The sequence below is a fragment of the Janthinobacterium sp. YR213 genome (assembly GCF_900099875.1).
Lineage (GTDB): Bacteria > Pseudomonadota > Gammaproteobacteria > Burkholderiales > Burkholderiaceae_D > Janthinobacterium > Janthinobacterium lividum.
The window spans coordinates 298769-320825 of the sequence record NZ_FNDA01000006.1 but is presented as its reverse complement, the minus strand read 5'-3'; the positions used below and the strand labels follow the sequence as shown (position 1 = coordinate 320825).

Below are 22057 nucleotides of genomic sequence, written 5' to 3'. Positions count from 1 at the left end.
GACTACTATATCCGCGGCTACGACGTGCGCAACGGCAAGACCGTGTGGAAAGCCCGCCTGCCGGCCGGCGGCCAGGCCACGCCGATGAGCTATGTGTCGAACAAGTCGGGACGCCAGTTCGTCGTCGTCATGGCCGGCGGCCACGGTTCGCTGGGCACGAAGATGAGCGACACCCTGGTCGCATATGCCTTGCCGGAAGGAACTGCGGTAGCGAAGAAGTAAGTTAGCCAGGTAGCAGCGCACTCCGCCATGGGGTGCGCACAAAGAAAAAGCCGTTCAGTCTGCACTGAACGGCTTTTTTACGTCCGAGGAAATGGCCTGCAAGGCTTACAGGATGGTCGCCAGCGCACACTGCCGGTAATGCGCTGCAGCCTGTTCCGTCTGCTGCAAGGCGTCGTGCATCTGCGCCAGCTTCAGGTGGGCGTCGCGCACCATCTGCGGCTCGTTCGCGTCGGACAAAGCCTGCTCCAGGTGGCGCTGGGCCTTGCCCCACAGTTTTTGCTTGAGGCACAGGGTGCCCAGGGTCAGCGCCAGTTCCGCATCCAGCGGACGCTGTTTCATCCATTGCTCGCAATGCTCGATCTGCAGCAGCAGGGCCGGCGTGCCGCTCGGCGCCGCCGCTTCGCGGTAGGCGCGCACGACGCGCTCGTCCCAGTCGGCGGCCAGCGACTCTTCGCACACGAGGCGCGCTTCGTCGTGCAGGCCGCGCGCATTCAGGGCTGTGGCGGCGCGGCAGGCGATATACGGCTTGACCCGGTCCGCGCTCGGCACGGTGGACCACACGCGCATCAGCGATTCGGCGTCATGCGACGGGTCGGACAGCAAATGGTCGTAAGCCAGTTCGCGCAGGCGTGACGACAGGGCCGGATGCAGGGCGCGGTGCTTGTCGAGCGAACGCACGAGCCGCAGCACTTCCGGCCAGTTCTTCGCCTGCTGCTCGGCCTTGAGCGACCATTGCAGCGCGTGGATATGGCGCGTGCCGCTGGCATTGAGTTCGCGCACGGCGGCCAGGGCCGCTTCCGGCTGGTGGTCGTCGACCAGCAATTCCGTCACCGTCATCAGCCGCGCCGTCTTCAGGCTGGCATCGCCTTCGACGCGGGACAGCCAGCTGTCGCGGCGTTCGGACTGGCGCATGCGGTGCGCGGCGCGCGCGCCGATCAGCGCGGCCAGGCCGGCGTTTTCTTCCAGCTCGGCGGCGCGCAAGGCAGCCTTCTCGGCATGGCCGAAACGGCCTTCGAACAGGGCTTTCAAGGCTTCGCGCAAGCCCTTGTTGCCGTCGCGCTCACGCTTGCGCTGGCGGTAGGCCGCCACTTGCGCCGGCATGCGCACGGTGGCGCGCACGGCGCGCACCAGCAGGTACAGCAGCACGAACAGCACGACCTGCAGCAGCAGGAAGAAGTTCAGCGACAAGTCGATGCGGTACGGCGGATAGAACAGCACCACGTTGCCGGGATTGAAACGGGCCGTCACGGCGATACCGATCGCCGCGGCCATCAGGGCGAGTAACCAGAGAAATAGACGCATGGGCTCAGGACTTCGCTTTGTAGTTGCGCACAGCCGTCAAGCTGTCGGACAAGGTTGGCATCTCGATGGCCAGATTGCTGCCCTGCACCTGGCGCAGCAGGGCTTGCGCCGTCTGCGTGCTCTTGGCGCGGGTATCGAAATACTTGGCCAGCGCATCCTGCGCCGCGATCAAGTCGTTGCGGAAAGCCGTTTCATTGCGCGATAACAAGGCCATGCGGGCATTGAGCAGGCGCAGCTTGACGTTTTCACGCAAGAAATACGATTGCGTCGGCGACAGCATCAGCGCTTCCGGTGTATCGACGCGGCGGATACGGATCAATTGACGCACGTCGGCCCACATGTCGCCGCTCCAGGTATTCCAGCCGTCGCGCACTTTTTGCAGCAGCGGTTCCGGCGCAGGCGGTCCCATCAGCTTGCCGCTCGCATCGCGCACGGGCTTGGCCTTGCCCGGTTTTTCCGGCGCGGCCGGCAAGGCCGGCGTTTCGTCGGACAGCATCGGCAGGGAGTCGACCTGGGCGATCACGGCATCGAGGCGCAGGGCCACACCCGTCGAATCGACGCTGGGCAGGGCCTTGAGTTTTTCCATGTCGCGCCCGATGGCGCGGCGGATGGTGATGAATTGCGGCTTGTCGGAACGCGACAGGCTGCGGTCCGCGTTTTGCAGGGCGATCAGCGCGCCGGGCACGTTGCCGGCCAGCTGCAGCTGCTGGCTGGCCGTCGACAGCACTTGCTCGATTTCCGTCAGCGCCCACTCGTCGCGGTTCTTCGACAAGTCGTTGTACAGTTGTTCCAGCGCCAGCTGCTGGCTTTGCGTTTCGCTCTGGCGGTTTTCCAGCGCGCCCACCTTGATTTCCAGCTCTTTCGTGCCTTCTTGCACGTTGCGCGCCAGCACGCCTGTTTCGGCGTTGCTGACATCGCCCTTTTGCAGGCGCTTGGCCACTTCTTCGCGCAGGTTGCGGATCTGCTTGCTGGTCGACCAGCTTTGCGCAGCCAGCAGCACGGCCAGCACGATGACGGCGATGCTCATGGGCTTTTGCAGCTGTTCGAGCAGGGTCGGCGCGCGGCCGGCAGGTTGGTCGGCCGCCTGCGGCGCCGTCTTCACGGCGCTGCCAGGCGTTGCATTCGGTTCGGAGAGTGTAGGCATTTCGTTCATGGTCGTGATTGTAACGCGGCGAGCACTCCTGCGTCGCCTGATCCTGTCAAGGTGACACGGGCAAAACCCAGGGCCGCCGCCGTTTGTGCAATGCGAGCGTGCGGCACGATCAGATGCTGCTGTTGCATTTTCACAACAACTGTCTTTTCAGCATCCATTTCGCCCAGCAGCGCCAGCAAACCGCGCAGCGCTTCCGAGCTGGTGATGATCCAGTCATTATTATGCTGCAACAGATTTTCCAGGGTCGCCCGCAAGGCCGGCGTCAGCCTTGGCACCTTGCGGCGGTAGGCCGTGACGAACTCGACTGCGGCGCCCGCGGCGCGCAAGCCGTCGGCCAGATAATCGCGTCCGCCATCGCCGCGCACGATCAGCACGCGCTTGCCGCGCAGGGCCGGCAAGTCCAGCGCCAGCAACAGATGTTCGGAATCGCTGCGCGCCGCATCGAGCGGACTCGTGATGCTGGCATTCGCATCCGTGACGCCATGCGCCCCCAATGCCATCCTGCTGCCCTCGCCCACCACGGCCAGCGGCAGGCCGGGCGGCCAGGCGGGCAAGTGCGCAAAGACGCAGTCGATGGCGTTGGGCGAGACGAACGCCACCAGGTCATATTCGGCCAGGCGCGCCAGCACGGCTTGCAGCTGCGCGCATTCGTCCTCGCCGTCAAGCGCGTGGATTTCCAGCAGCGGCAGCAGTTGCACGGGCAAGCCCAGCGCCGCGATTTTGGCGGCCAGCGGCCCCGCTTGCGCCGCGGGCCGCGTGATCACCACGGTGTCAGGCATGCGGCGCCAGGCCTTCGTGGTTGTCGGGTGTGACGGCGCACGAGGCGAGGATGCCGGCGGCATCTTGCCCGCGCAGCAGTTCGGCCACCTGCTCGCCCAGCCGTTCCGGCGCACCGGCCGGGCCACTGACATCGGCGCTGGCCATGCGCGCGCCGTCCGGCGTGGCGACCATGGCGCGCAAGCGCATGTTGCCACCGTCGACTGTCGCGAACGCGGCCAGCGGAATCTGGCAGCTGCCGCCGAAGATCTTCGACACCTTGCGCTCGGCCGTGACGGCTTGCGCCGTATCGGTGTTGTTCAGCGGCGCCAGCAGGCGCACCAGGTCGGCGCCGTCCGCGCGCCCGCTGCGGATTTCGATCGCCATGGCACCCTGGCCGGCGGCCGGCAGGCTGTCTTCCGGCGCCAGCACGGCGCGGATGCGCGACGCCAGGCCCAGGCGTTTCAAGCCGGCGGCGGCCAGGATGATGGCCGCGTAGTCGCCACGGTCCAGCTTGCCCAAACGCGTATCGAGGTTGCCGCGCAGCGGTAAAATCGTCAGGTGCGGATAGCGCGCGGCGATCAGCGACTGGCGGCGCAGGCTGCTGGTGCCGACGACGGCGCCATGCGGCAGCTCGGCCAGGCTGGCGTAGTCGTTCGACACGAACGCATCGCGCGGGTCTTCGCGCTCGAGGATGGCAGCCAGGGCAAAGCCTTCCGGCAATTCCATCGGCACGTCTTTCAGCGAATGCACGGCCAGGTCGGCGCGGCCTTCTTCCATCGCCACTTCCAGCTCCTTGACGAACAGGCCCTTGCCGCCTACCTTGGACAGGGCGCGGTCCAGAATCTGGTCGCCGCGTGTGGTCATGCCGAGAATTTCAACGCTACACTGCGGATACAGGGCGGCCAGGCGCGCGCGCACGTGTTCAGCTTGCCACATGGCAAGACGGCTCTCGCGCGTGGCGATCACCAGGCGGGCGGGAATCTTCGGCGTCAATTCGTTCACGGGCAATTCATTCGGGGTCAATTCGGATGCTTTCAAAACAAGTTCTTTCGCTGTGGCTGTCGTTGTCATTATCGTTGCCATTTGGCCCGTCCGATATCAATTTGTATCGAAAAGGCGCTTGGCGTCGCTATAATCGTTATCCCTTGGCCTAGAAGGCCAAGTCAGGCTAGCGTCCATGTTGAAGACCACAAATTTTATCATGCGCCCCCTCCCCTCTGCGGCCAAACGCCCGGTGCGATCCACATTCCCTTGCTTTTACACTTACTTTGGTTCTTTATTATGCTCAATGACGCAGTAGCACCAGAAATAGTTCCAGCGGCCGGCTCCGACAAGGACGCGCCACTGAAAGAAGACATCCGCCTGCTGGGCCGCCTGCTGGGCGACGTGCTGCGCGAACAGGAAGGCGACGCCGTCTTCAATGTGGTGGAAACCATACGCCAGACGTCCGTGCGCTTCCGCCGCGAAGCGGACGCGGGCGCCGCGCTGGAGCTCGACGCCATGCTCAAGGAACTGAGCCGCGAACAGACGATTTCCGTCGTGCGCGCCTTTTCCTACTTTTCGCACCTGGCCAACATTGCGGAAGACCAGCACCACATCCGCCGCCGCCGCGCCCATTTGCTGGCCGGCTCGCCAGCGCAAAAGGGCAGCGTCAGCTTCGCGCTGAAAAAACTGCGCATGGCCGGCGTGCCGCGCAAGACCGTCGACACCTTCTTCCAGGACGCCCTGATCGCCCCCGTGCTGACGGCCCACCCGACGGAAGTGCAGCGCAAGAGCATCCTCGACGCCGAGCACGACATCGCCCGCCTGCTGGCCGAGCGCGACTTGCCGCAGACGCCGAAAGAGCGGCACGCCAACATGCAGCTGCTGCGCTCGCGCGTGGCCACCCTGTGGCAGACGCGCATGCTGCGCTATTCGAAGCTGACGGTGGCCGACGAAATCGAAAACGCCCTGTCCTACTACCGCATCACCTTCCTGCGCGAACTGCCGGGCCTGTATGACGATATCGAGGACGACATCGCCGCCGAGTACCCGAACGGCAATGGCACCATCGAACCGATCAATGCCGCCTACGTGCAGATGGGCAGCTGGATCGGCGGCGACCGCGACGGCAATCCGAACGTCAACGCGGGCACCATGCAGCACGCGCTGGCGCGCCACGCCACCACCATCCTCGACTTTTACCTCGACGAAGTGCACGCACTGGGCGCGGAATTGTCCGTCTCGACCCTGATGGTGGGCGTGAGCGGCGAACTGCAGGCGCTGGCCGACCAGTCTCCGGACGCCTCGCCGCACCGCAGCGACGAACCGTACCGCCGCGCCCTGATCGGCATCTATGCGCGCCTGGCCGCCACGGCCCGCGCCCTGGGCGCCACCAACATCCTGCGCAAGGAGGTGGGCGCCGCAGCCGCCTACCCTGACGCGGCCGCCTTTGTGGCCGACTTGCGCACCATCGTCGCCTCGCTCGAATCACACCACGGCGCCGCCCTCGTGCGCCCGCGCCTGGCCACCCTGGCGCGCGCGGCCGACATCTTCGGTTTCCACCTGGCCTCGCTCGACATGCGCCAGACCTCGGACGTGCACGAGCGCGTGCTGGCCGACCTGTTCGCGAAAAGCGGCGTAGCCGCCGACTACACGGCACTGTCCGAAGAAGATAAGCAAGCGCTGCTGCTGAACGAACTGGCCCAGCCGCGTTTGCTGTACTCGCCCTACATCAGCTACGCCACGGAAACGGATTCCGAGCTGGCGATTCTGCGCGCGGCGCGCGACATCCGCCAGCGCTACGGCGCGCGGGCCATCCGCAACTACATCATCTCGCACACGGAAACCGTGTCCGACTTGCTGGAAGTATTGCTGCTGCAAAAGGAAACCGGCTTGCTGCGCACCGACTGGCAAACTGGCGACAGCAGCTGCGAGCTGATGGTCATCCCCCTGTTCGAAACGATACCCGACCTGCAGCGCGCGGCCGGCATCATGAGCCAGGTCATGGCCTTGCCCTTGGTCAAGCAATTGATCGCCAAGCAGGGCCAGTTGCAGGAAGTCATGCTCGGCTATTCCGATTCGAACAAGGATGGCGGTTTCCTTACCTCCAACTGGGAACTGTACAAGGCGGAACTGGCGCTGGTGTCCGATTTTCAAAAGGCTGGCGTCAAGCTGCGCCTGTTCCATGGCCGCGGCGGCACGGTGGGCCGTGGCGGCGGCCCCAGCTACGAAGCCATCCTGGCCCAGCCGCCGGGCACCGTCAACGGCCAGATCCGCCTGACGGAGCAAGGCGAGATCATCGCCTCGAAATTCTCCAACGCGGAAATCGGCCGGCGCAACCTGGAATTGCTGGTTGCCGCCACCCTGGAAGCGAGCCTGGCGCCGCAGGAAGCCAATCCGGCCCGCAACAGCCAGCTGGCGCAGTTCGAAGCCGTGATGGCGGAACTGTCGGACCTCGCCTACCACGCCTACCGCCACCTCGTGTATGAAACGCCGGGGTTTACGGAGTATTTCTTCTCGGCTACGCCGATTGCGGAAATTGCCGAACTGAACCTCGGTTCGCGCCCCGCCTCGCGCAAGGCCAACCAGCGCATCGAAGACTTGCGCGCCATTCCCTGGGGCTTTTCCTGGGGCCAGTGCCGCTTGCTGCTGCCGGGCTGGTTCGGCTTTGGCAGCGCCATCGAAGCCTGGATCAGGCAGGCCGACGGCGACGCGCAGGATGAAAAGATCGCCACCCTGCGCGCCATGCATGCCGAATGGCCGTTCTTTGCCACCCTGCTGTCGAACATGGACATGGTGCTGGCCAAGACGGACCTGGCGATTGCCTCGCGCTATGCGGAACTGGTGGCGGACCAGGACTTGCGCGAACGCATCTACAAGCGCATCACGGACGAGCATGGCAACACCTTGCGCTGCCTGGAGCTGATCACCGGCAATACCGAGCGCCTGGCGGGCAATCCGCTGCTGGCCCGCTCGATCCAGAACCGCTTCGCCTATCTCGATCCGCTGAACCACTTGCAGGTGGAATTGATCAAGCGCAACCGCGCCCTGTCGGCGGAAAGCCGGATCGATGAAAGGGTGCACCGCGGCATCCAGCTGTCGATCAATGGCGTGGCGGCCGGCCTGCGCAATACGGGCTGATAGCGTCACATTGCCATCGGCAGGCAGGGGCCGGCACCGCAAGGGCCGGCCCTTTTGCTTGCTCAATGGAAAAATATTCTCAATAAAACAACATTTGGTATTACACTAGCGTCAGATACTTTTCCCTCTTCGGCGCCAGGCGCACCGCAGCGGCCAACCATGACGCCAGGGACGCGGATGAGCAAATGGTCGATTGAAACGCTGAGTACGGCATGCGCCGCCCTCATCCTGATCATGCTGGGCTGGCTGGCAGGCGCAGCCTGGCAGGCACTCGACTTCTGGGAACATGTCTGGCTGGCGCTGCTGCTGACGGCCGCCGCCGGCATCGCCATGTGGCTGATGCGCACGCTGCGCGCCCACCTGGCCAGCACGCGCCAGCAGCTCGATGCCAGCGCCATGCGCTACCGCGACCTGAGCGAAGCGGCGCAGGACGGCATGTGGCAAACGGACGCGCACGGCCGCATCCTGCACGTCAACCAGCGCCTGTGCGACATGCTGGGCCTCCCCGCCGAGCTGCTGCTGGACCATACCATGGAGGAATTCCACGACGAGGCTACCTTGCTGCGCCTGTGTCCGCTGCGCCAGACAGCCACGGATAGCTGCATGGGAGAACTGCATTACCGGCACAGCGATGGCTCGGAACGCTGGGCCATGATCAGCGGCCGCTGCCTGTACGACCCGCAAGGCAGCCTGACGGGCGCCCTCGTGCTGGCCAGCGACATCACGGAACACAAGCGGGCCGAACACGCGTTGAGCGTCGCCCATGCGGAACTGGAAAACCGCGTGGCCCTGCGCACGGCGCAGCTGCTCGATGTCAATCTCCAGCTCTCCGCGGAAATCGCCATGCGCGCGCAAACGGAAGTGGCGCTGGCGCGCAGCGAAGAGCGGCTGCAGGACATCATTTCCATGATGCCCCTGTCGCTGTTCCTGAAAGACGCCGATTCGCGCATGCTGCTGATGAACCAGGCCTGCGAGCAGCAATGGGGCGTGCTATTCCAGGATATCGCCGAGGGACGCGACGTGCAGCACTTTCCCTCGGACCAGACCCAGGGATTCCATGCGGCGGACCAGGAAGCGTTTGCCAGCCGCCAGGTGGTGATCCGCGAAGAATTGGTATGGAATGCGCGGCTGCAGGAAAACCGCCTGCTGCAGACGCATAAAAAACCCATCTTCGACGCGCAAGGCCGGCCACAGATGATCATCGCCATGGGCATCGACATCACGGAAAGCAAGCGCAACGAGGAGAGCCTGCAGCGCACCCTGGCCCAGCTGCGCGAACTGACCGACCACCAGCAGACCATCAAGGAAGAGGAAAGGCGCCGCATCGCGCTCGACATTCATGACGACCTGGGCCAGAACCTGATGGTGCTGCGCATCGACGTGTCGCTGCTGCATGCGCGCACGGCCAAGTCCCACCCGCGCCTGCACCGCCACGCCCAGCGCGTGCTCGACACCATCGATGCCACCATCCGCTCGGTGCGCACCATCATCAATGACTTGCATCCCAGCACCCTGGAACTGGGACTGGGCCCGGCGGCCGAATGGCTGATACGCCAGATGGAAAGCCGCGGCGCCATCCGTTACCAGCTATCGCTCGACAGCGAGGTGCCCGACCTGGGCCTGGACCAGCGCCAGACGTCGGCCATCTTCCGCGTGCTGCAGGAATCGCTGTCGAACATCGTGCGCCACGCCCAGGCCAGCGAAGTGAAGGTGGCGTTGGCGCAGGATACGGACGCCATCGTGCTGCGCATCAGCGACAACGGTATCGGCATGCAGCCGGACGATCACGGCAAGAAGGCCGCCTTCGGCCTGAAAAGCATACGCGAACGCGTCCACGCGCTGGGCGGCGAACTGCGCATCGACAGCCAGGCGGGCCGGGGCACGGTGCTGGCCATCCGCCTGCCGCAGGCGAGGAAAGGCGCGCCAGCCGGGCATGATGAAACACAGGAATTATCAAAAACAGTAGCAAATTAAGTATGCATTCTCGACATTAAAAAGTATAGTAAGTTTTTTCTTTGAGGAAACTATCATGCCGCCACGGTTCTCCCGCTTCCACGCCCCACTGCTCGGCCTGTGCCTGCTGGCCGCCGTCCCCACCGCCAGCGCCACTCTCTATGCCGAACGCGGCTTTGGTGAAAGGGATGGCAACGGCAGCATCGCGTCCGACCTGAATCCGGCGGGCCTGGTGGCCGGCATCATCATGGAGCAAGAAGGACGGCGCCGCGCCGTGACGTATCAGCATGGCCGCATCCGCGAGCTGGGCACCCTGGGCGGTGATGAAGGTTTCACCAAGGCCATCAATATCCATGGCGTGGTGGTCGGTTCCGCGCAGACGGCCAGCGGCGCCTGGCACGCCTTTCACTACGACGCAGCGGGCGGCATGCGCGACCTGGGCACCCTGGGCGGCACCAGCAGCTATGCCACGGCCATCGCGCGCGGCGGCCAGGTGGCCGGCTATGCCGATACCAGCGGCGGCGATTTCCACGCCTTTGTCACGAAAGCCGACCACAGCCTGCAAGACCTGGGCACCCTGGGCGGCGCCAGCAGCTATGCCAGCGGCCTGAACAACCATGGCGTGGTGGTCGGCACGGCCCAGCGCGGCGACGGCTACCGCCGCGCCTTCGTCTACCGCCCCGGCGCGGGCATGCAGGAAATCGGCACCCTGCCCGGCGGGCGCATCAGCTCGGCCACCGCCATCAACGACGCGGGCCTGGTCGTGGGCGCTTCGGAAACGGAGAAGCGCCGCTGGCACGCCTTTGCCTGGGACGGCAGGCGCATGCTCGACCTGGGCGCCCTGATCGGCCAGGGCGACAGCTACGCCACGGCCGTCAACGCGGCCGGACACGTGGTCGGCAGCGTCAGCATCAACGGCTTCGAACCGATGACCTTTGTCTACAAGGAAGGCGTGATGACGGTGCGCCGGCGCGACGATGGCCTGTACCTGACCAACAAGATCACGGATGGCGGGCTGGTGGTGGGCGCCATCTACACGGGGCACAAGTTCCAGGCCTTCGCCGTGCCGTCGCAAGCGTCGCCACCGCCGCCACCGCGCCGCACCCCGCTGGACTGGCTGTTCATCACCTTCATCCTCGGCGCCAGCGGCGTGGCGCTGTACCAGCTGCGGCGCCGTCACCGCGCCGGCGTGTCGGGCCAGCGCATGCATTTTCTGTAAGCCAACGCTGGGGACGGACGAAAAAAAAGAGGCTTGCGCCTCTTTTTTATTGCCTGCTGACTACTTAATTTTGAGTCAAGAAGGTTTTCAGCTTGTCCGAACGCGAAGGCTGGCGCAGCTTGCTCATGGCTTTCGCTTCGATCTGGCGGATGCGCTCGCGCGTCACGTCGAACTGCTTGCCCACTTCTTCCAGCGTGTGGTCGTTCGACATTTCCACGCCGTAACGCATACGCAGCACTTTCGCTTCGCGCGGCGTCAGGGAATCGAGTACTTCCTTGATCACGTTGCGCATCGACGCGTGCAGTGCGGCGTCCAGCGGCGCCAGGGTCGTGTTGTCTTCGATGAAGTCGCCCAGTTGCGAATCGCCATCTTCGCCCATCGGCGTTTCCATGGAAATCGGCTCTTTCGCGATCTTCATGATTTCGCGCACCTTGTTTTCCGGCATTTCCATCTTGACGGCCAGGGTCGCCAGGTCCGGCTCGCTGCCCGTTTCCTGCATGATCTGGCGCGAGATGCGGTTCATCTTGTTGATCGTTTCGATCATGTGCACCGGCACGCGGATGGTACGGGCCATGTCGGCGATCGAACGCGTGATGGCCTGGCGGATCCACCAGGTGGCGTAGGTCGAGAACTTGTAGCCGCGGCGGTATTCGAACTTGTCGACGGCCTTCAGCAAGCCGATGTTGCCTTCCTGGATCAAGTCGAGGAATTGCAAGCCGCGGTTGATGTATTTCTTGGCGATCGAGATCACGAGGCGCAAGTTGGCCACCGTCATTTCGCGTTTCGCGTGACGGGCACGCTTTTCGCCGGCAGCCATCTGCTTGTTGATCTTGCGCAAGTCAGCCAGCGGCAAGGCCACGCGGGCTTGCAGGTCGATCATCTTCTTTTGCAGTTCCTTGACGGCAGGCACGTTGCGGCTGAGGATGGCGCTGTACGGATACTTGCAATCGACTTCGCGGTCGACCCATTCCAGGTCGCATTCATTGCCCGGGAACACCTTGATGAAGTGGGCGCGCGGCATGCCGCATTTGTTCACGCACAGTTCCAGCACGGCGCGCTCGATATGGCGCACTTCTTCCATCTGGCCGCGCAGGGTGTCGCACAGCTTTTCGACGACCTTGGCCGTGAAGCGGATGCCCAGCAATTCCTGCGAAATGGCTTCCTGCGCCTTGATGTAGGCTTTCGAGTTGTAGCCCTCTGGCGCCTTGCGCATCTTGTCGTACTGCGTCGAAATGACGTTGAATTTCTCCAACGCATTCTTTTTCAGCTGGGCCAGCTGTTCGCTGGAGAAACCGGCCGCGCCGCCATTGGCGTCGCCGTCTTCTTCCTCGGCTTCTTCTTCCTCTTCCTCGTCGTCACCGCTGGCGGCGGCAGGCGCGGGGGCAGCGGCGGGCGCCGGGGCATTGCTTTCGTTCAAATCGACAAAGCCGTCGACCACTTCATCGACCTTGATTTCGTCGCGCGAGATTTTTTGCGACAGCGCAACGATTTCGCCGATGGTGGTGGGACAGGCGGAAATCGCCTGGATCATGTCCTTCAGGCCGCCTTCGATGCGCTTGGCGATCTCGATCTCGCCTTCGCGCGTCAGCAGCGCCACGGCGCCCATTTCACGCATGTACATGCGCACGGGGTCGGTGGTGCGGCCGAAGTCGGAGTCGACCGTCGACAGGGCGGTCGCGGCAGCCGCTTCCACTTCATCGTCGCTGGTGACGGTGGCGACGTTGTCAGTCAACAACAGGCTTTCCGCGTCAGGGGCGCGCTCGTAGACGGCGATGCCCATGTCGTTGAAGGTGGCGATGATGCCTTCGATCGCTTCCGGATCGATGATGTTTTCCGGCAATTGGTCATTGATCTCGGCATAGGTCAGGAAACCGCGTTCCTTGCCCATGTTGATCAAGCCCGTGATCTGCTTGCGGCGGCGTTCCAGGTCCGCTGCCGATGCTTCCGGATCGCCCAGTGCGTCCGCCAGGCCGCCCTTGGCCTTGCGGTCGCGCGCTTTCGACACGGCCTTCAGTTCGGCGCGTTCGACGGCGTTCAGTGCTGCCACTTCATCGTTTTCCGGCGTGAATTCGCTCGGTTTGCGGCCACGGCGGCCAGGTACCTTGACGGTCGGCAGGAAGTAATTCGAGGTATCGATGGCGGCCAGGGCATCGGCGTCCGTGGTCTTGCTGACCACTTGTGCGCCGGTGATGATGGTCACGGGCGCCGCTTCAGGCTTGGCGCGCACGACTTTCGAACGGGCTGCCGTCACCACCTTGTTCGTGGCGGCGCTTTCGCTGACCTTGCGCGGCGCGGCCGGGGCCTTGGCGCCGGGAGCGATCTTCACGCTTGGGGTTTTCGCCGGTGCGGCTTCGGCGGCCTCGGCCACGTCGGCAACAGCTTCGGCGGCCGGTGCGCTGACGGCCGCTTCCGCAGCCGACTCGGCCGGTGGCACGGCAGCCAGGCGCGAGCGGCTTTTCTTCACCACGGTGACGACGGTCGGCGCCGTCGTGACGGTGGCTTCCGGATTCGCTTGCGCATTATCGATGAAGTAAGATAAAGTCGTTTTGGGTACGGCAAGTGGCGCCGCAGCTGGGCGTGGCGCCTTGGCGGACAACGTTAAAGTTTTTGGCGTATTCTTCATGAGATATCTCTTAATGCGAGACCAGATGGTGTCGGCGCGAAGTGAATGATTCCACCTAAGCCTGCGAAACCGGACTCGATGGAGCGTATTGTTGCGGCTGCCGTGTTAACGGCAGCGGCGCCTGTCTATCGGGACGTTCAAAGCCCGCGCATCCGTCATGGGGAGCCGCGGGGCCGAAGCCGGGTCAGATAAATAAGCGATGTACATTGCGGAATGAAAAAAAGCCCGTACCAGAACGGGCTTGAATCTATTGTTGTTCAGTGAAGACACAGCGGAGAGCAAGATTATGCACGAAGGCCAGTTATCTGGATAATTGATAAACAAAATATCTGATATCAAAAATATCAATAATCGTGGCCCTGCACCGCACTGCTCCTATCCCCTGCACACCTGAGCCAGACCGTCAAATACGGGGTCCAGTCATCAGCGCAAGCCGACATTATACACATTTCCCGCATTTCGCGCTTGGCACGGCCAGCCACGCGCAGGCAGATCGCAGCGCAAGTTGCCAAAAAAGACAATGCACTTGCCTGTGGCGCGTGCTATGCTCCCCTTTTATAGCCCAACCAATGATGTCGATGACCAGCTCCACGCCAGACCAGCAAGCCACCACTCCTGACACGCCAGTCGATGCAGCCCCAGCGGCGGCACCGGCCGCAGCGACCACGCCGGCACCTGCCGGCCTGACCGCGCGCGCCCTGCTGAAGCAGTTCCAGGAGCAATTCCCGCCATTCCGCGATTGCCTGCCCTTGTCGATCGGTATCGACAAGCAGATCCTGGCGCGCCTGCCGGACCTGGACCGCAAGCTGATGCGCACGGCGCTGGGCATCCACACGGGTTCGCTGCGCTACCTGCGCGTGATGGAAAAAGCCAAGGTACGCTACGACCTCGACGGCACCGCCGGCGCGGAAGTGACGCAAACCCACCGCGACCACGCCACGCAAGTATTGCAGCAACGCTTCAAGAAGGAAGCCGAGCGCAAGAAAGCCGAGCGCGACGCGGCCGCCGCGGAAGAAGCGAGCCGTTTGCGCCTGGAAAAACTGAATCAGCTGACCGCGAAATTCTCGCGCAAAGGCTGATCCGGTTTCATGGACACAGCTGCCGCACCGCCACTGCCCCCCTATCAAGGCATTGCCCTCGACCACGTCAAGCTGGTACGCACCAGCGATGATGCAAAAGCGGCCATGGCCGCCCTGCTGGCAGCGGACGCCATCGGCTTCGATACGGAATCGAAGCCGACCTTTGTGAAGGGCGAGTCCTCCACGGGCCCCCATCTGATCCAGCTGGCCACCGACGACATCGCCTACCTGTTCCAGGTGGGCAGCACGCCGGCGCCGGCCCTGGCCGAACTGAAAGCCATCCTCGAATCGACCACCACCCTGAAAGTGGGTTTTGGCCTGTCCGACGATGTCAAGCGCCTGCGCAACAAGCTGGGCATCGCCCCGGCCCAGGTGCTCGACCTGTCCGTCGCCCTGCGCGGCGGCCAGCGCAACGACCTGGGCGCGAAGACGGCCGTGGCCAAGTTCTTCGGCCTGCACCTGCAGAAATCGAAAAAGATCTCCACCACCAACTGGGCCACGTCGCGCCTGACGGAAAAGCAGATCCTGTACGCGGCCGACGATGCGCAAGTGGCCCTGCGCGTGTACCGCCGCTGGATCGCCGACGGCGGCAAAGTCGCGCCGCAAAAAGCCCCGCGCGCCAGCACGCCACCGGCCCCGCCACCCATCGCCGCCTGAGCAGGCGCGCCTTCTGCAGCATGAACAAGAGCAAGTCCATCGGCACCACGCTTGACGCGATCGCCGCCGCCGAACAGGCGCTGGGGCGCGAACTGCCCGCGTCTCATGTGCAATGGTTATTGGCGAACAATGGCCGCGCGCTGGGCGCCTTGACTGTATTTCCCGTCTACGACGCGGACCATGCGCGCAAGACATGGGAATCGATCACGCGCCACTACCGTGAAGGCTGGCAGGAATGGCTGGAGAGTATGGGCGACAGCGGCAACGACGCCAGTAGCCTGCTGCCCTTCGCCCAGTTCGGCACGGGCGATTACTATTGTTTTGACTATGCACAAACGGGGCCGACCGGTGAACCGGTGGTCGTGCTGTGGTCGCACGAAACAGGCGCCGCCACCGCGGTGGCGCCCGGCTTTGCCGCATTCCTGATACTGCCCGGCCGCCCGGGCTGAAACCCGGCGGCCGGCGCAGTTTTATTTGACGAGCCGCAAGGTCAGGGGATAACGGTAGGTGACTCCGTTGCTGGCCTTCACGGCCGCGACGATCGAACACACCAGGTTGGCCAGCGCCACGATCCAGAACAGGAACAGGCCGATCAGCACGAACGACAGGATGAAGCAGGCGAAATACCAGATGATCAGGGTGATCTGGAAATTCAGCGCTTCGCGGGCGTTCTCGGCCGAGAATTTATCCGCATCGTCCTTCTTGATCAAATAAATGATCAGCGGCGCCACCCAGCTGGTGAACAGGCCGCCAACATGGGACAGAATGGCGATCGTCGTATCTTGCGTACGACCCACTTCCGGCTGCGTGTTATCCATTATCATTCCCATCATTAGTTATAGATACACCAATATAACAGCAATATTTCTTTTTGAAATGAAACACTTGCTGTCGCCAGGGACTTTTTTTGTTCTACGCTATGCCGCCGCCAGCGCCAGCCGCCCCAGGGTGGCGATGGCCTCTTCCAGCTGCGGGCTCCAGGGGTGGCCGTAATTGAGGCGGATACAGTGGCGAAACGCGCGCGTGGCGGAAAAAATGGGACCGGGCGCGATGCTGATGCCGGCCGCCAGCGCGCTGCGGTGCAGGGCCAGCGCATCGATACCGGCCGGCATTTCCACCCAGACGAAATAGCCGCCCTGCGGCCGCGTGACCCGCGTGCCGGGCGGAAAATGCACGGCAATGGCTTGCAGCATGGTACTTTGCTGCGCCGCAAGGGTCAGCCGCAGCTGGCGCAAATGGCGGTCGTAGCCGCCCTGCGCCAGGTAGTCGGCCAGCGCCATCTGCAGCGGTATCGGCGCCGACAGGCTGGTGGTCAGTTTCAAGCGCTCGACCTGGCGCGCGTAGCGGCCCGCCACGGTCCAGCCCAGCCGGAAACCGGGCGCCAGGGTCTTGGAAAACGAGCTGCAATGCATCACCAGACCCGCGCTGTCATGGCTTTTCGTCAGGCCTGGACGCTGCTTGCCAAAGTACAGCTCGCCATACACGTCATCCTCGATCAGCGGCACGCCATGGCGCGCCAGCAGTTCGACCAGCGCGCGCTTCTTTTCCGGCGGCATCAGGCTGCCCAGGGGATTCTGGAAATTCGTCATCAGCCAGCACGCCTTGGGCTGGTGGCGCTGCAGCAACTCTTCCAGCGCCGCCAGGTCGACGCCGTCGCGCGGACTGGTGGCAATTTCCACCGCCTTCAGTTCCAGCCGTTCCAGCGCCTGCAGGCACGCATAGAAGCTGGGCGACTCGATCAGCACCGTGTCGCCGGGCCGCGTGACGGCTTGCAGGCACAGGTTCAGCGCTTCCAGCGCGCCATTCGTGATGACGATGTCGTCGCTGGACACCAGCACGCCGTCGAGCTGGTAGCGCAGGGCGATCTGGCGGCGCAGCTCCGCATTGCCCTGCGACAAATCCGTGACGGTGCTCCACGGATCGAGGCGGCGCATGCTGGTCGACACGGCCCGTGCCAGCCGTTCCATCGGAAACAGATGCGGGCTGGGAAAAGCCGAACCGAAGGGCACGATATCGCGCACGCCCACGGCGCCCAGCACCTCGAACACGAGGTCGCTGACATCGACGGTGGTGCTGGCGTCGAGCGGATGGGAACTGTCCGGCTCGGGCGCCAGCGCGGCGCGCTGCGGCGCCACGTAGTAGCCGGAGCGGGGCCGCGAGACGATCATGCCGCGCGCTTCGAGCAAATAGTAGGCCTGGAACACCGTCGACGGGCTCACGCCCCTGCGCGCATGCTGCTGGCGCACGGAGGGCAACTTATCGCCAGGCAGCAACAACTGCGCACTGATCATGGCGGCGACTTCTTCCGCCAATTCCTCATATCGTTTCAACCCTGCTCCTCAAACTGATCCGTAGTTTTATTGCACAACTGATCCTGTCACAGTGACAGCACCCGGTATATGCTAGGGTAACAACATCCGGGCAGCAACACCGGCACGCCATCCCGACCGACGAGACAGCTCATTTCCCATGCCATTTCCCATGCGACTTTCCATGCTACTGCATTTCCCCCTCGTGCCGGTGCTGACCCTGGCCCTGGCCGTCGCACTGCCCGGCATGACGCTGGCCGCGCCCGCCAGCATTTCCGCCAGCCACGACAGCCTGGAACAGCGCATCAAGGCGTGCACGGCCTGTCATGCGCAACAGGAGCGCCACGACGCCTTCTTTCCCCGCATCGCCGGCAAGCCGGCCGGCTACCTGTACAACCAGTTGCTGAACTTTCGCGAGGGACGGCGCCAGTATCCGCTGATGAACTATATGGTCGAACACTTGCCCGACGATTACCTGCGCGAAATTGCCGAGTATTTTGCGGCACAGCACCCGGCCCCGCCGCCGGCCCAGCCCAGCAGCGCCGGCACGACGGCCCTGGCGCGGGGCAAACAATTGGTGCTGCAAGGCGATGCCGGTAAAAAGATTCCCGCCTGTATCGCCTGCCATGGCCAGCAGCTGGCTGGCGTGGCGCCCGCCATCCCCGGTTTGCTGGGCTTGCCGCGCGACTATATCAACGCCCAGCTGGGCGCCTGGAAGAACGGCATCCGCCGCGCCCATGCGCCCGACTGCATGGCGCAAGTGGCGCAGCGCCTGTCGGACGCGGACGTGGGCGCCGTCTCGGCCTGGCTGGGCACGCAAGTGGCCAGCGCCGATGCGCGTCCGGCCGCCAGCATCGCCCTGCCCTTGCCGCTGCATTGCGGCGGCGTGCCGGGCTCCGCCGCGCAGGTGGCGCCATGAAAAAATGGATGATCGCAGCCGCCATCGTCGCCATCGGCGCAGCCGGCGCCAAATTTCTGCTATGGCCGGCGGACGACGTGGGACCGCCGGCCGCCGCCAGCACCCTGAACCAGGAACAGCTGGTCGCGCGCGGCGCCTACCTGGCCAAGGCGGGCGACTGCATGGCTTGCCACACGACGCGCGGCGGCGTGCCGTATGCGGGTGGACGCGCCTTGCAGACGCCGTTCGGCAAGGTGCTCTCGCCCAACATCACGGCCGACAAGGAAACGGGCATCGGCAGCTGGACGGCCGACGATTTCTGGCGCGCCATCCACAACGGCAAGTCGAAGGATGGCCGGCTGCTGTATCCGGCCTTTCCCTACACCAGCTACACCAAGGTAAAGCGCGAGGACAGCGATGCCTTGTATGCGTATTTCCAGAGCGTGAAGCCGCACACGCAGGCAAACGCGCCACACGCGCTGCGCTTCCCCTACAACCAGCAGATCGCGCTGGCCGCCTGGCGCGCCCTGTACTTCAAGCCGGGCGTGTACCAGCCGCTCACGACGCAAAGCATGGAATGGAACCGCGGCGCCTACCTGGTACAGGGCCTGGGCCACTGCAGCGCCTGCCATAGCAGCCGCACGACGCTGGGCGGCAGCGACGACGGCCTGTCGGGAGGCCTGATCCCCGTGCTGGGCTGGTACGCGCCGTCGCTGACGTCGGACGCGGAAGCGGGCCTCGGCGACTGGGACACGGCGCATATCGTGGCATTGCTGCAAACGGGCGTGTCGCCGCGCGCCACCGTCTTCGGCCCCATGGCCGAGGTGGTACGGCAAAGCTTGCAGCACATGAGCACGGCCGACGTGCAGGCCATGGCCGTCTACCTGAAAAGCCTGCCCGGCCCCGCGCAGCCCGCTCAACGGGCGCCGCGCGACACGTCGGAGCAAGCCCGGCAGCAACTGGCCCTGGGCGCGAAACTGTATGAGGCGCAATGCGCGAGCTGCCACCAGGCCGACGGCAAGGGCGTGCCGCCCGGCTACCCGCCGCTGGCCGGCAACCGCGCGCTGACGACGGAGTCGGCCGTCAATGCCATCCGCCTCGTGCTCAACGGCGGCTTCGCGCCCGGAACCCGCGGCAACCCGCGCCCCTACGGCATGCCGCCGTTCGGCCCCGTCATGGATGATGCGGAAGTGGCCGCCGTGGTCACGTACCTGCGTGCGTCGTGGGGCAATGATGCGCCGGCGGTTTCTGCGCTGGAAGTGAACAAGTACCGCAGCGTGCCGCTGGAGTAGCGCCGTTTGACGATTATCTCAAATTGAGATAATCTGTACATCACGATATCACTTCGTCACGGCATCGCTTTGACATATGCGCATCGTCGCCAACAAGGCTTTGATGGATTTCGCCAGAAAACACCCGCTGGCGGGCGAACCCATGCAAGCGTGGCGCAAGGTCATCGAATCGCGGCCGTTTGCCAATTTCGCCGTGCTGAAGTCGACATTTAACGCCACCGATCGCGTCGGTGATTACTATGTTTTTAATATCGGCGGCAACAAGTACCGGATCATCGCCGCGATTCACTTCAATCGCCAGCTGCTATTCATCCGGGAAGTATTGACGCATAAGGAGTACGACGCATGGAAACCTTGATGCATCGTGAAATGATTACGGAAATCACTGTCCACTATCAAGCCCTGTCCAAGCTCGTTCCTCTGCAGGCAATTCCTGATGCGGCCGCTTATGAACAGGCTGTCAGCGTATTGCATCATCTGCTGGACGCCGGGGCGGCCGATGAACAGCATCCGCTGGCCGGTCTGGTTGACAGTATCGGCCGGCTGATCGGCGACTACGATCAGGAGCATTTTCCGCCTGCCGCCGTCTCGCCTGCCGCGACACTGCGCCTGTTGATGGAACAGCATGCGCTGACGCAATCCGACCTGCCGGAAATTGGCACCCAGGGCGTCGTCTCTGAAATACTCAGCAGCAAGCGAGCATTGAATGTGCGGCAGATCAAGGCCCTGACACAACGGTTCAATGTTCCCGCCAGTGTGTTCATGGCGTAAGCCAATAAAAAAAACCGGCCAGCGCCGGTTTTTTCACGTCAAGCAGCAGTTCTCAGCGGAACTTGCTCTTGTGACCCGTCTTCAAATCCAGCGCATAGCGCACGCCGTTGTCCGTCAACATGACTTCATCGGGCGGCTCTTCGCCGGCCAGGGCGCCGTCGATCAGGGGCAAGCCTTCGCCCTTGCGCATCAGGTCGTCGCAGCGCTCGTACACGTTCACGCAACCGGTGGACGCCATCAGCGATTGCACGATGGCCACTTTCCATGCATCGACGCCGCCGGCGTTGAATTCGCAGATCAGGTAGCCTTGCACGCCGCCGAACAGCTGCACCACCAGGCCGGGCAAGCCCTCGTCTTCGCCCTTGATCAGGGTCAACAGCTGGTTTTCGCCCGCCTTCTTGATGGCTGGCAGTTTTTTCTCGATGGCGGCCTTGACGCGGCGCTTGATCAGCGCGTGGTCGACCGGTTCGTCTTCCTTGAAACTCCAGATGCGCGCGCGGATCTGCGACTTCGAATTGTAGGCGGCACGGGCGATGAACTGCTTCGACGAGCTTTGCACGATGGCCGTCGAGCCAGGCTTCATTTTTTCCTGCGGCTTGCCCTCGACTTTTTCAATCGCGGACGCGTAGATCCACGATTGGCCCAGCAAGCTCTTTTCCTTGCCCTGTTTGATGGTGATGATCAGCATGTAATTCCAGTAGTGTGAGCGGCGCGAGCCGGTCGTCGTATGTCCAATACCGGCATGATACCTCATGCCATCCTGTCGCATCCTCCTGCATTCCATGCCGCTGCTGGTGCAGTCTGTCGCAGCGCGGTACGCAAGCCTGGCCGGCTGGCATACCATGCACACAGTCCAATTCCAAACAGGGAGCAAGAATGACACACGCAATTTTCCAAGCCCGCCATGCCCGCGCCGTGACCACCCTGCTGCTGGCCGCCTGCGCGCTGGCCATCCCGGCCGCGCCGGCGCTGGCGTCGCCGCTCGACTGGATTTCCGGCAACAGCATCCAGGGCAGCGGCAAGCTGCAAAAGCAGACGCGCGAAGTGGGCAGTTTCCATGCCGTGGCGCTGAACGTGCCGGGCACGGTCGAATTGCGTATCGGCAACACGGACAGCGTCACCGTCGAGGCCGACGACAATATCCTGCCGCTGATCGAGACAGCGGTGGAGAACGGCACCTTGCGCATCCGGCCCGCCAAACGCAACGCCAACTTCCGCCAGAGCAGCCTGACCATCGTCATCCAGGCGCGCCAGGTGGAACGCATCAGCGTGGGCGGCTCGGGCAACATCACGGCCACGGGCTTGCGCGCCGAGAATCTGCGCTTCGACGTGGGCGGCTCCGGCTCCATCCACGCGCGCGACCTCGACAGCCGCCAGGTCTCCGTGGCCATCGGCGGCAGCGGCAACTTCAAGGCCAGCGGCAAGACGGAGCAGCTGACGGCCTCCATCGGCGGCTCGGGCAATATCCAGGCGGGCAAGCTGGCCGCACGCGAGGTGCAGGTGAGCATCGGCGGCTCGGGCGAGGCGCAGGTGTGGGCCAAGGATGACTTGACCATCAGCATCGGCGGCTCGGGCGAAGTCAGCTACTACGGCGATCCGCGCATCAGCCGCAGCATGCAGCGTTCGAGCAGCATCAAGCGGCTGGGCAGTGCGCCGAACTGAGCGCCCGCAATGACAAAAGCCCGGAGCGATCCGGGC

General features: G+C 63.9%; 20 protein-coding genes. 12 read left to right on the top strand and 8 right to left on the bottom strand.

All coding sequences use genetic code 11. The features are described 5' to 3' along the window. On the top strand, positions 1-222 hold a 222-nt coding region (locus tag BLT98_RS25220; protein WP_139179375.1), incomplete at its 5' end, for a PQQ-binding-like beta-propeller repeat protein. A 105-nt stretch (positions 223-327) separates the two neighbouring features. On the opposite strand, the gene BLT98_RS25215 is transcribed toward BLT98_RS25220, so the two are convergent. From BLT98_RS25215 to hemC, 4 genes are read right to left on the bottom strand one after another with little or no spacing between them, the layout of a single operon-like run. Further along, positions 328-1524, bottom strand: coding sequence for a heme biosynthesis protein HemY (locus BLT98_RS25215; RefSeq protein WP_071653290.1), 1197 nt, complete (start codon positions 1522-1524; stop codon positions 328-330). 4 nt (positions 1525-1528) lie between these two features. After that, the gene (locus BLT98_RS25210; protein ID WP_034786161.1) at positions 1529-2677 is read right to left on the bottom strand and encodes a uroporphyrinogen-III C-methyltransferase; all 1149 of its coding nucleotides are present in this window, start codon (positions 2675-2677) and stop codon (positions 1529-1531) included. Then, entirely contained in the window at positions 2674-3456 is a 783-nt protein-coding gene (locus BLT98_RS25205; protein WP_092612616.1) for a uroporphyrinogen-III synthase, read from the bottom strand. The genes BLT98_RS25210 and BLT98_RS25205 overlap by 4 nt, the downstream gene beginning before the upstream one ends. Continuing rightward, positions 3449-4474 (bottom strand): hydroxymethylbilane synthase, encoded by a 1026-nt coding sequence (hemC, locus tag BLT98_RS25200; RefSeq protein ID WP_280141270.1) that lies wholly within the window; start codon positions 4472-4474, stop codon positions 3449-3451. The genes BLT98_RS25205 and hemC overlap by 8 nt, the downstream gene beginning before the upstream one ends. A 243-nt stretch (positions 4475-4717) precedes the next feature. Between hemC and ppc the strand changes: the two genes are divergently transcribed. The 3 genes from ppc to BLT98_RS25185 all read left to right on the top strand — a co-directional run bounded on the left by ppc (position 4718) and on the right by BLT98_RS25185 (position 10730). Further along, positions 4718-7558, top strand: coding sequence for a phosphoenolpyruvate carboxylase (gene ppc, locus BLT98_RS25195; RefSeq protein WP_092612614.1), 2841 nt, complete (start codon positions 4718-4720; stop codon positions 7556-7558). 177 nt (positions 7559-7735) lie between these two features. Continuing rightward, on the top strand, positions 7736-9532 hold the full coding sequence (locus tag BLT98_RS25190) for a PAS domain-containing sensor histidine kinase (RefSeq protein WP_170846493.1): 1797 nt from the start codon (positions 7736-7738) through the stop codon (positions 9530-9532). A gap of 55 nt (positions 9533-9587) precedes the next feature. Next, entirely contained in the window at positions 9588-10730 is a 1143-nt protein-coding gene (locus BLT98_RS25185) for a hypothetical protein (RefSeq protein WP_092612607.1), read from the top strand. A gap of 64 nt (positions 10731-10794) precedes the next feature. Here BLT98_RS25185 and rpoD read toward each other — a convergent pair whose 3' ends face one another. Continuing rightward, a complete protein-coding gene (gene rpoD, locus BLT98_RS25180) occupies positions 10795-13353 on the bottom strand; it encodes an RNA polymerase sigma factor RpoD (protein WP_092612604.1) in 2559 nt (852 codons plus the stop codon). A gap of 569 nt (positions 13354-13922) precedes the next feature. Between rpoD and BLT98_RS25175 the strand changes: the two genes are divergently transcribed. From BLT98_RS25175 to BLT98_RS25165, 3 genes are read left to right on the top strand one after another with little or no spacing between them, the layout of a single operon-like run. Continuing rightward, positions 13923-14432 carry a ProQ/FINO family protein gene (locus tag BLT98_RS25175; RefSeq protein ID WP_034786166.1) on the top strand — a complete coding sequence of 170 codons (510 nt, stop codon included), beginning with the start codon at positions 13923-13925 and terminating at the stop codon, positions 14430-14432. Positions 14433-14441: 9 nt separating this feature from the next. Beyond that, positions 14442-15089 (top strand): 3'-5' exonuclease, encoded by a 648-nt coding sequence (locus BLT98_RS25170; protein WP_070254960.1) that lies wholly within the window; start codon positions 14442-14444, stop codon positions 15087-15089. 20 nt (positions 15090-15109) lie between these two features. Next, positions 15110-15538: an SMI1/KNR4 family protein gene (locus tag BLT98_RS25165; protein ID WP_070278698.1), complete on the top strand. Its 429-nt coding sequence runs from the start codon at positions 15110-15112 to the stop codon at positions 15536-15538. A gap of 21 nt (positions 15539-15559) precedes the next feature. Here BLT98_RS25165 and BLT98_RS25160 read toward each other — a convergent pair whose 3' ends face one another. Then, the gene (locus BLT98_RS25160; protein WP_034786172.1) at positions 15560-15907 is read right to left on the bottom strand and encodes a DUF4870 domain-containing protein; all 348 of its coding nucleotides are present in this window, start codon (positions 15905-15907) and stop codon (positions 15560-15562) included. 99 nt (positions 15908-16006) lie between these two features. Then, entirely contained in the window at positions 16007-17419 is a 1413-nt protein-coding gene (locus tag BLT98_RS25155; protein WP_092612600.1) for an aminotransferase-like domain-containing protein, read from the bottom strand. 163 nt (positions 17420-17582) lie between these two features. Between BLT98_RS25155 and BLT98_RS25150 the strand changes: the two genes are divergently transcribed. From BLT98_RS25150 to BLT98_RS25135, 4 genes are all read left to right on the top strand, one after another. Further along, positions 17583-18317 (top strand): c-type cytochrome, encoded by a 735-nt coding sequence (locus BLT98_RS25150; RefSeq protein ID WP_244517691.1) that lies wholly within the window; start codon positions 17583-17585, stop codon positions 18315-18317. Then, positions 18314-19588, top strand: a complete 1275-nt coding sequence (locus BLT98_RS25145; protein ID WP_092612594.1) for a cytochrome c — start codon at positions 18314-18316, stop codon at positions 19586-19588. Before BLT98_RS25150 ends, BLT98_RS25145 begins: the two co-directional genes overlap by 4 nt. Positions 19589-19664: 76 nt before the next feature. Then, on the top strand, positions 19665-19946 hold the full coding sequence (locus BLT98_RS25140) for a type II toxin-antitoxin system HigB family toxin (RefSeq protein WP_092612591.1): 282 nt from the start codon (positions 19665-19667) through the stop codon (positions 19944-19946). Continuing rightward, a complete protein-coding gene (locus BLT98_RS25135; protein WP_092612588.1) occupies positions 19934-20359 on the top strand; it encodes a helix-turn-helix domain-containing protein in 426 nt (141 codons plus the stop codon). Before BLT98_RS25140 ends, BLT98_RS25135 begins: the two co-directional genes overlap by 13 nt. Before the next feature lie 52 nt (positions 20360-20411). Here the strand turns inward: BLT98_RS25135 and BLT98_RS25130 are convergent, their stop codons facing one another. Beyond that, the gene (locus BLT98_RS25130; RefSeq protein ID WP_070224987.1) at positions 20412-21047 is read right to left on the bottom strand and encodes a class I SAM-dependent rRNA methyltransferase; all 636 of its coding nucleotides are present in this window, start codon (positions 21045-21047) and stop codon (positions 20412-20414) included. A gap of 188 nt (positions 21048-21235) precedes the next feature. Here BLT98_RS25130 and BLT98_RS25125 point away from each other — a divergent pair, with 188 nt between their 5' ends. Further along, positions 21236-22021, top strand: coding sequence for a head GIN domain-containing protein (locus tag BLT98_RS25125; protein ID WP_034786183.1), 786 nt, complete (start codon positions 21236-21238; stop codon positions 22019-22021). Positions 22022-22057 lie beyond the last annotated feature (36 nt).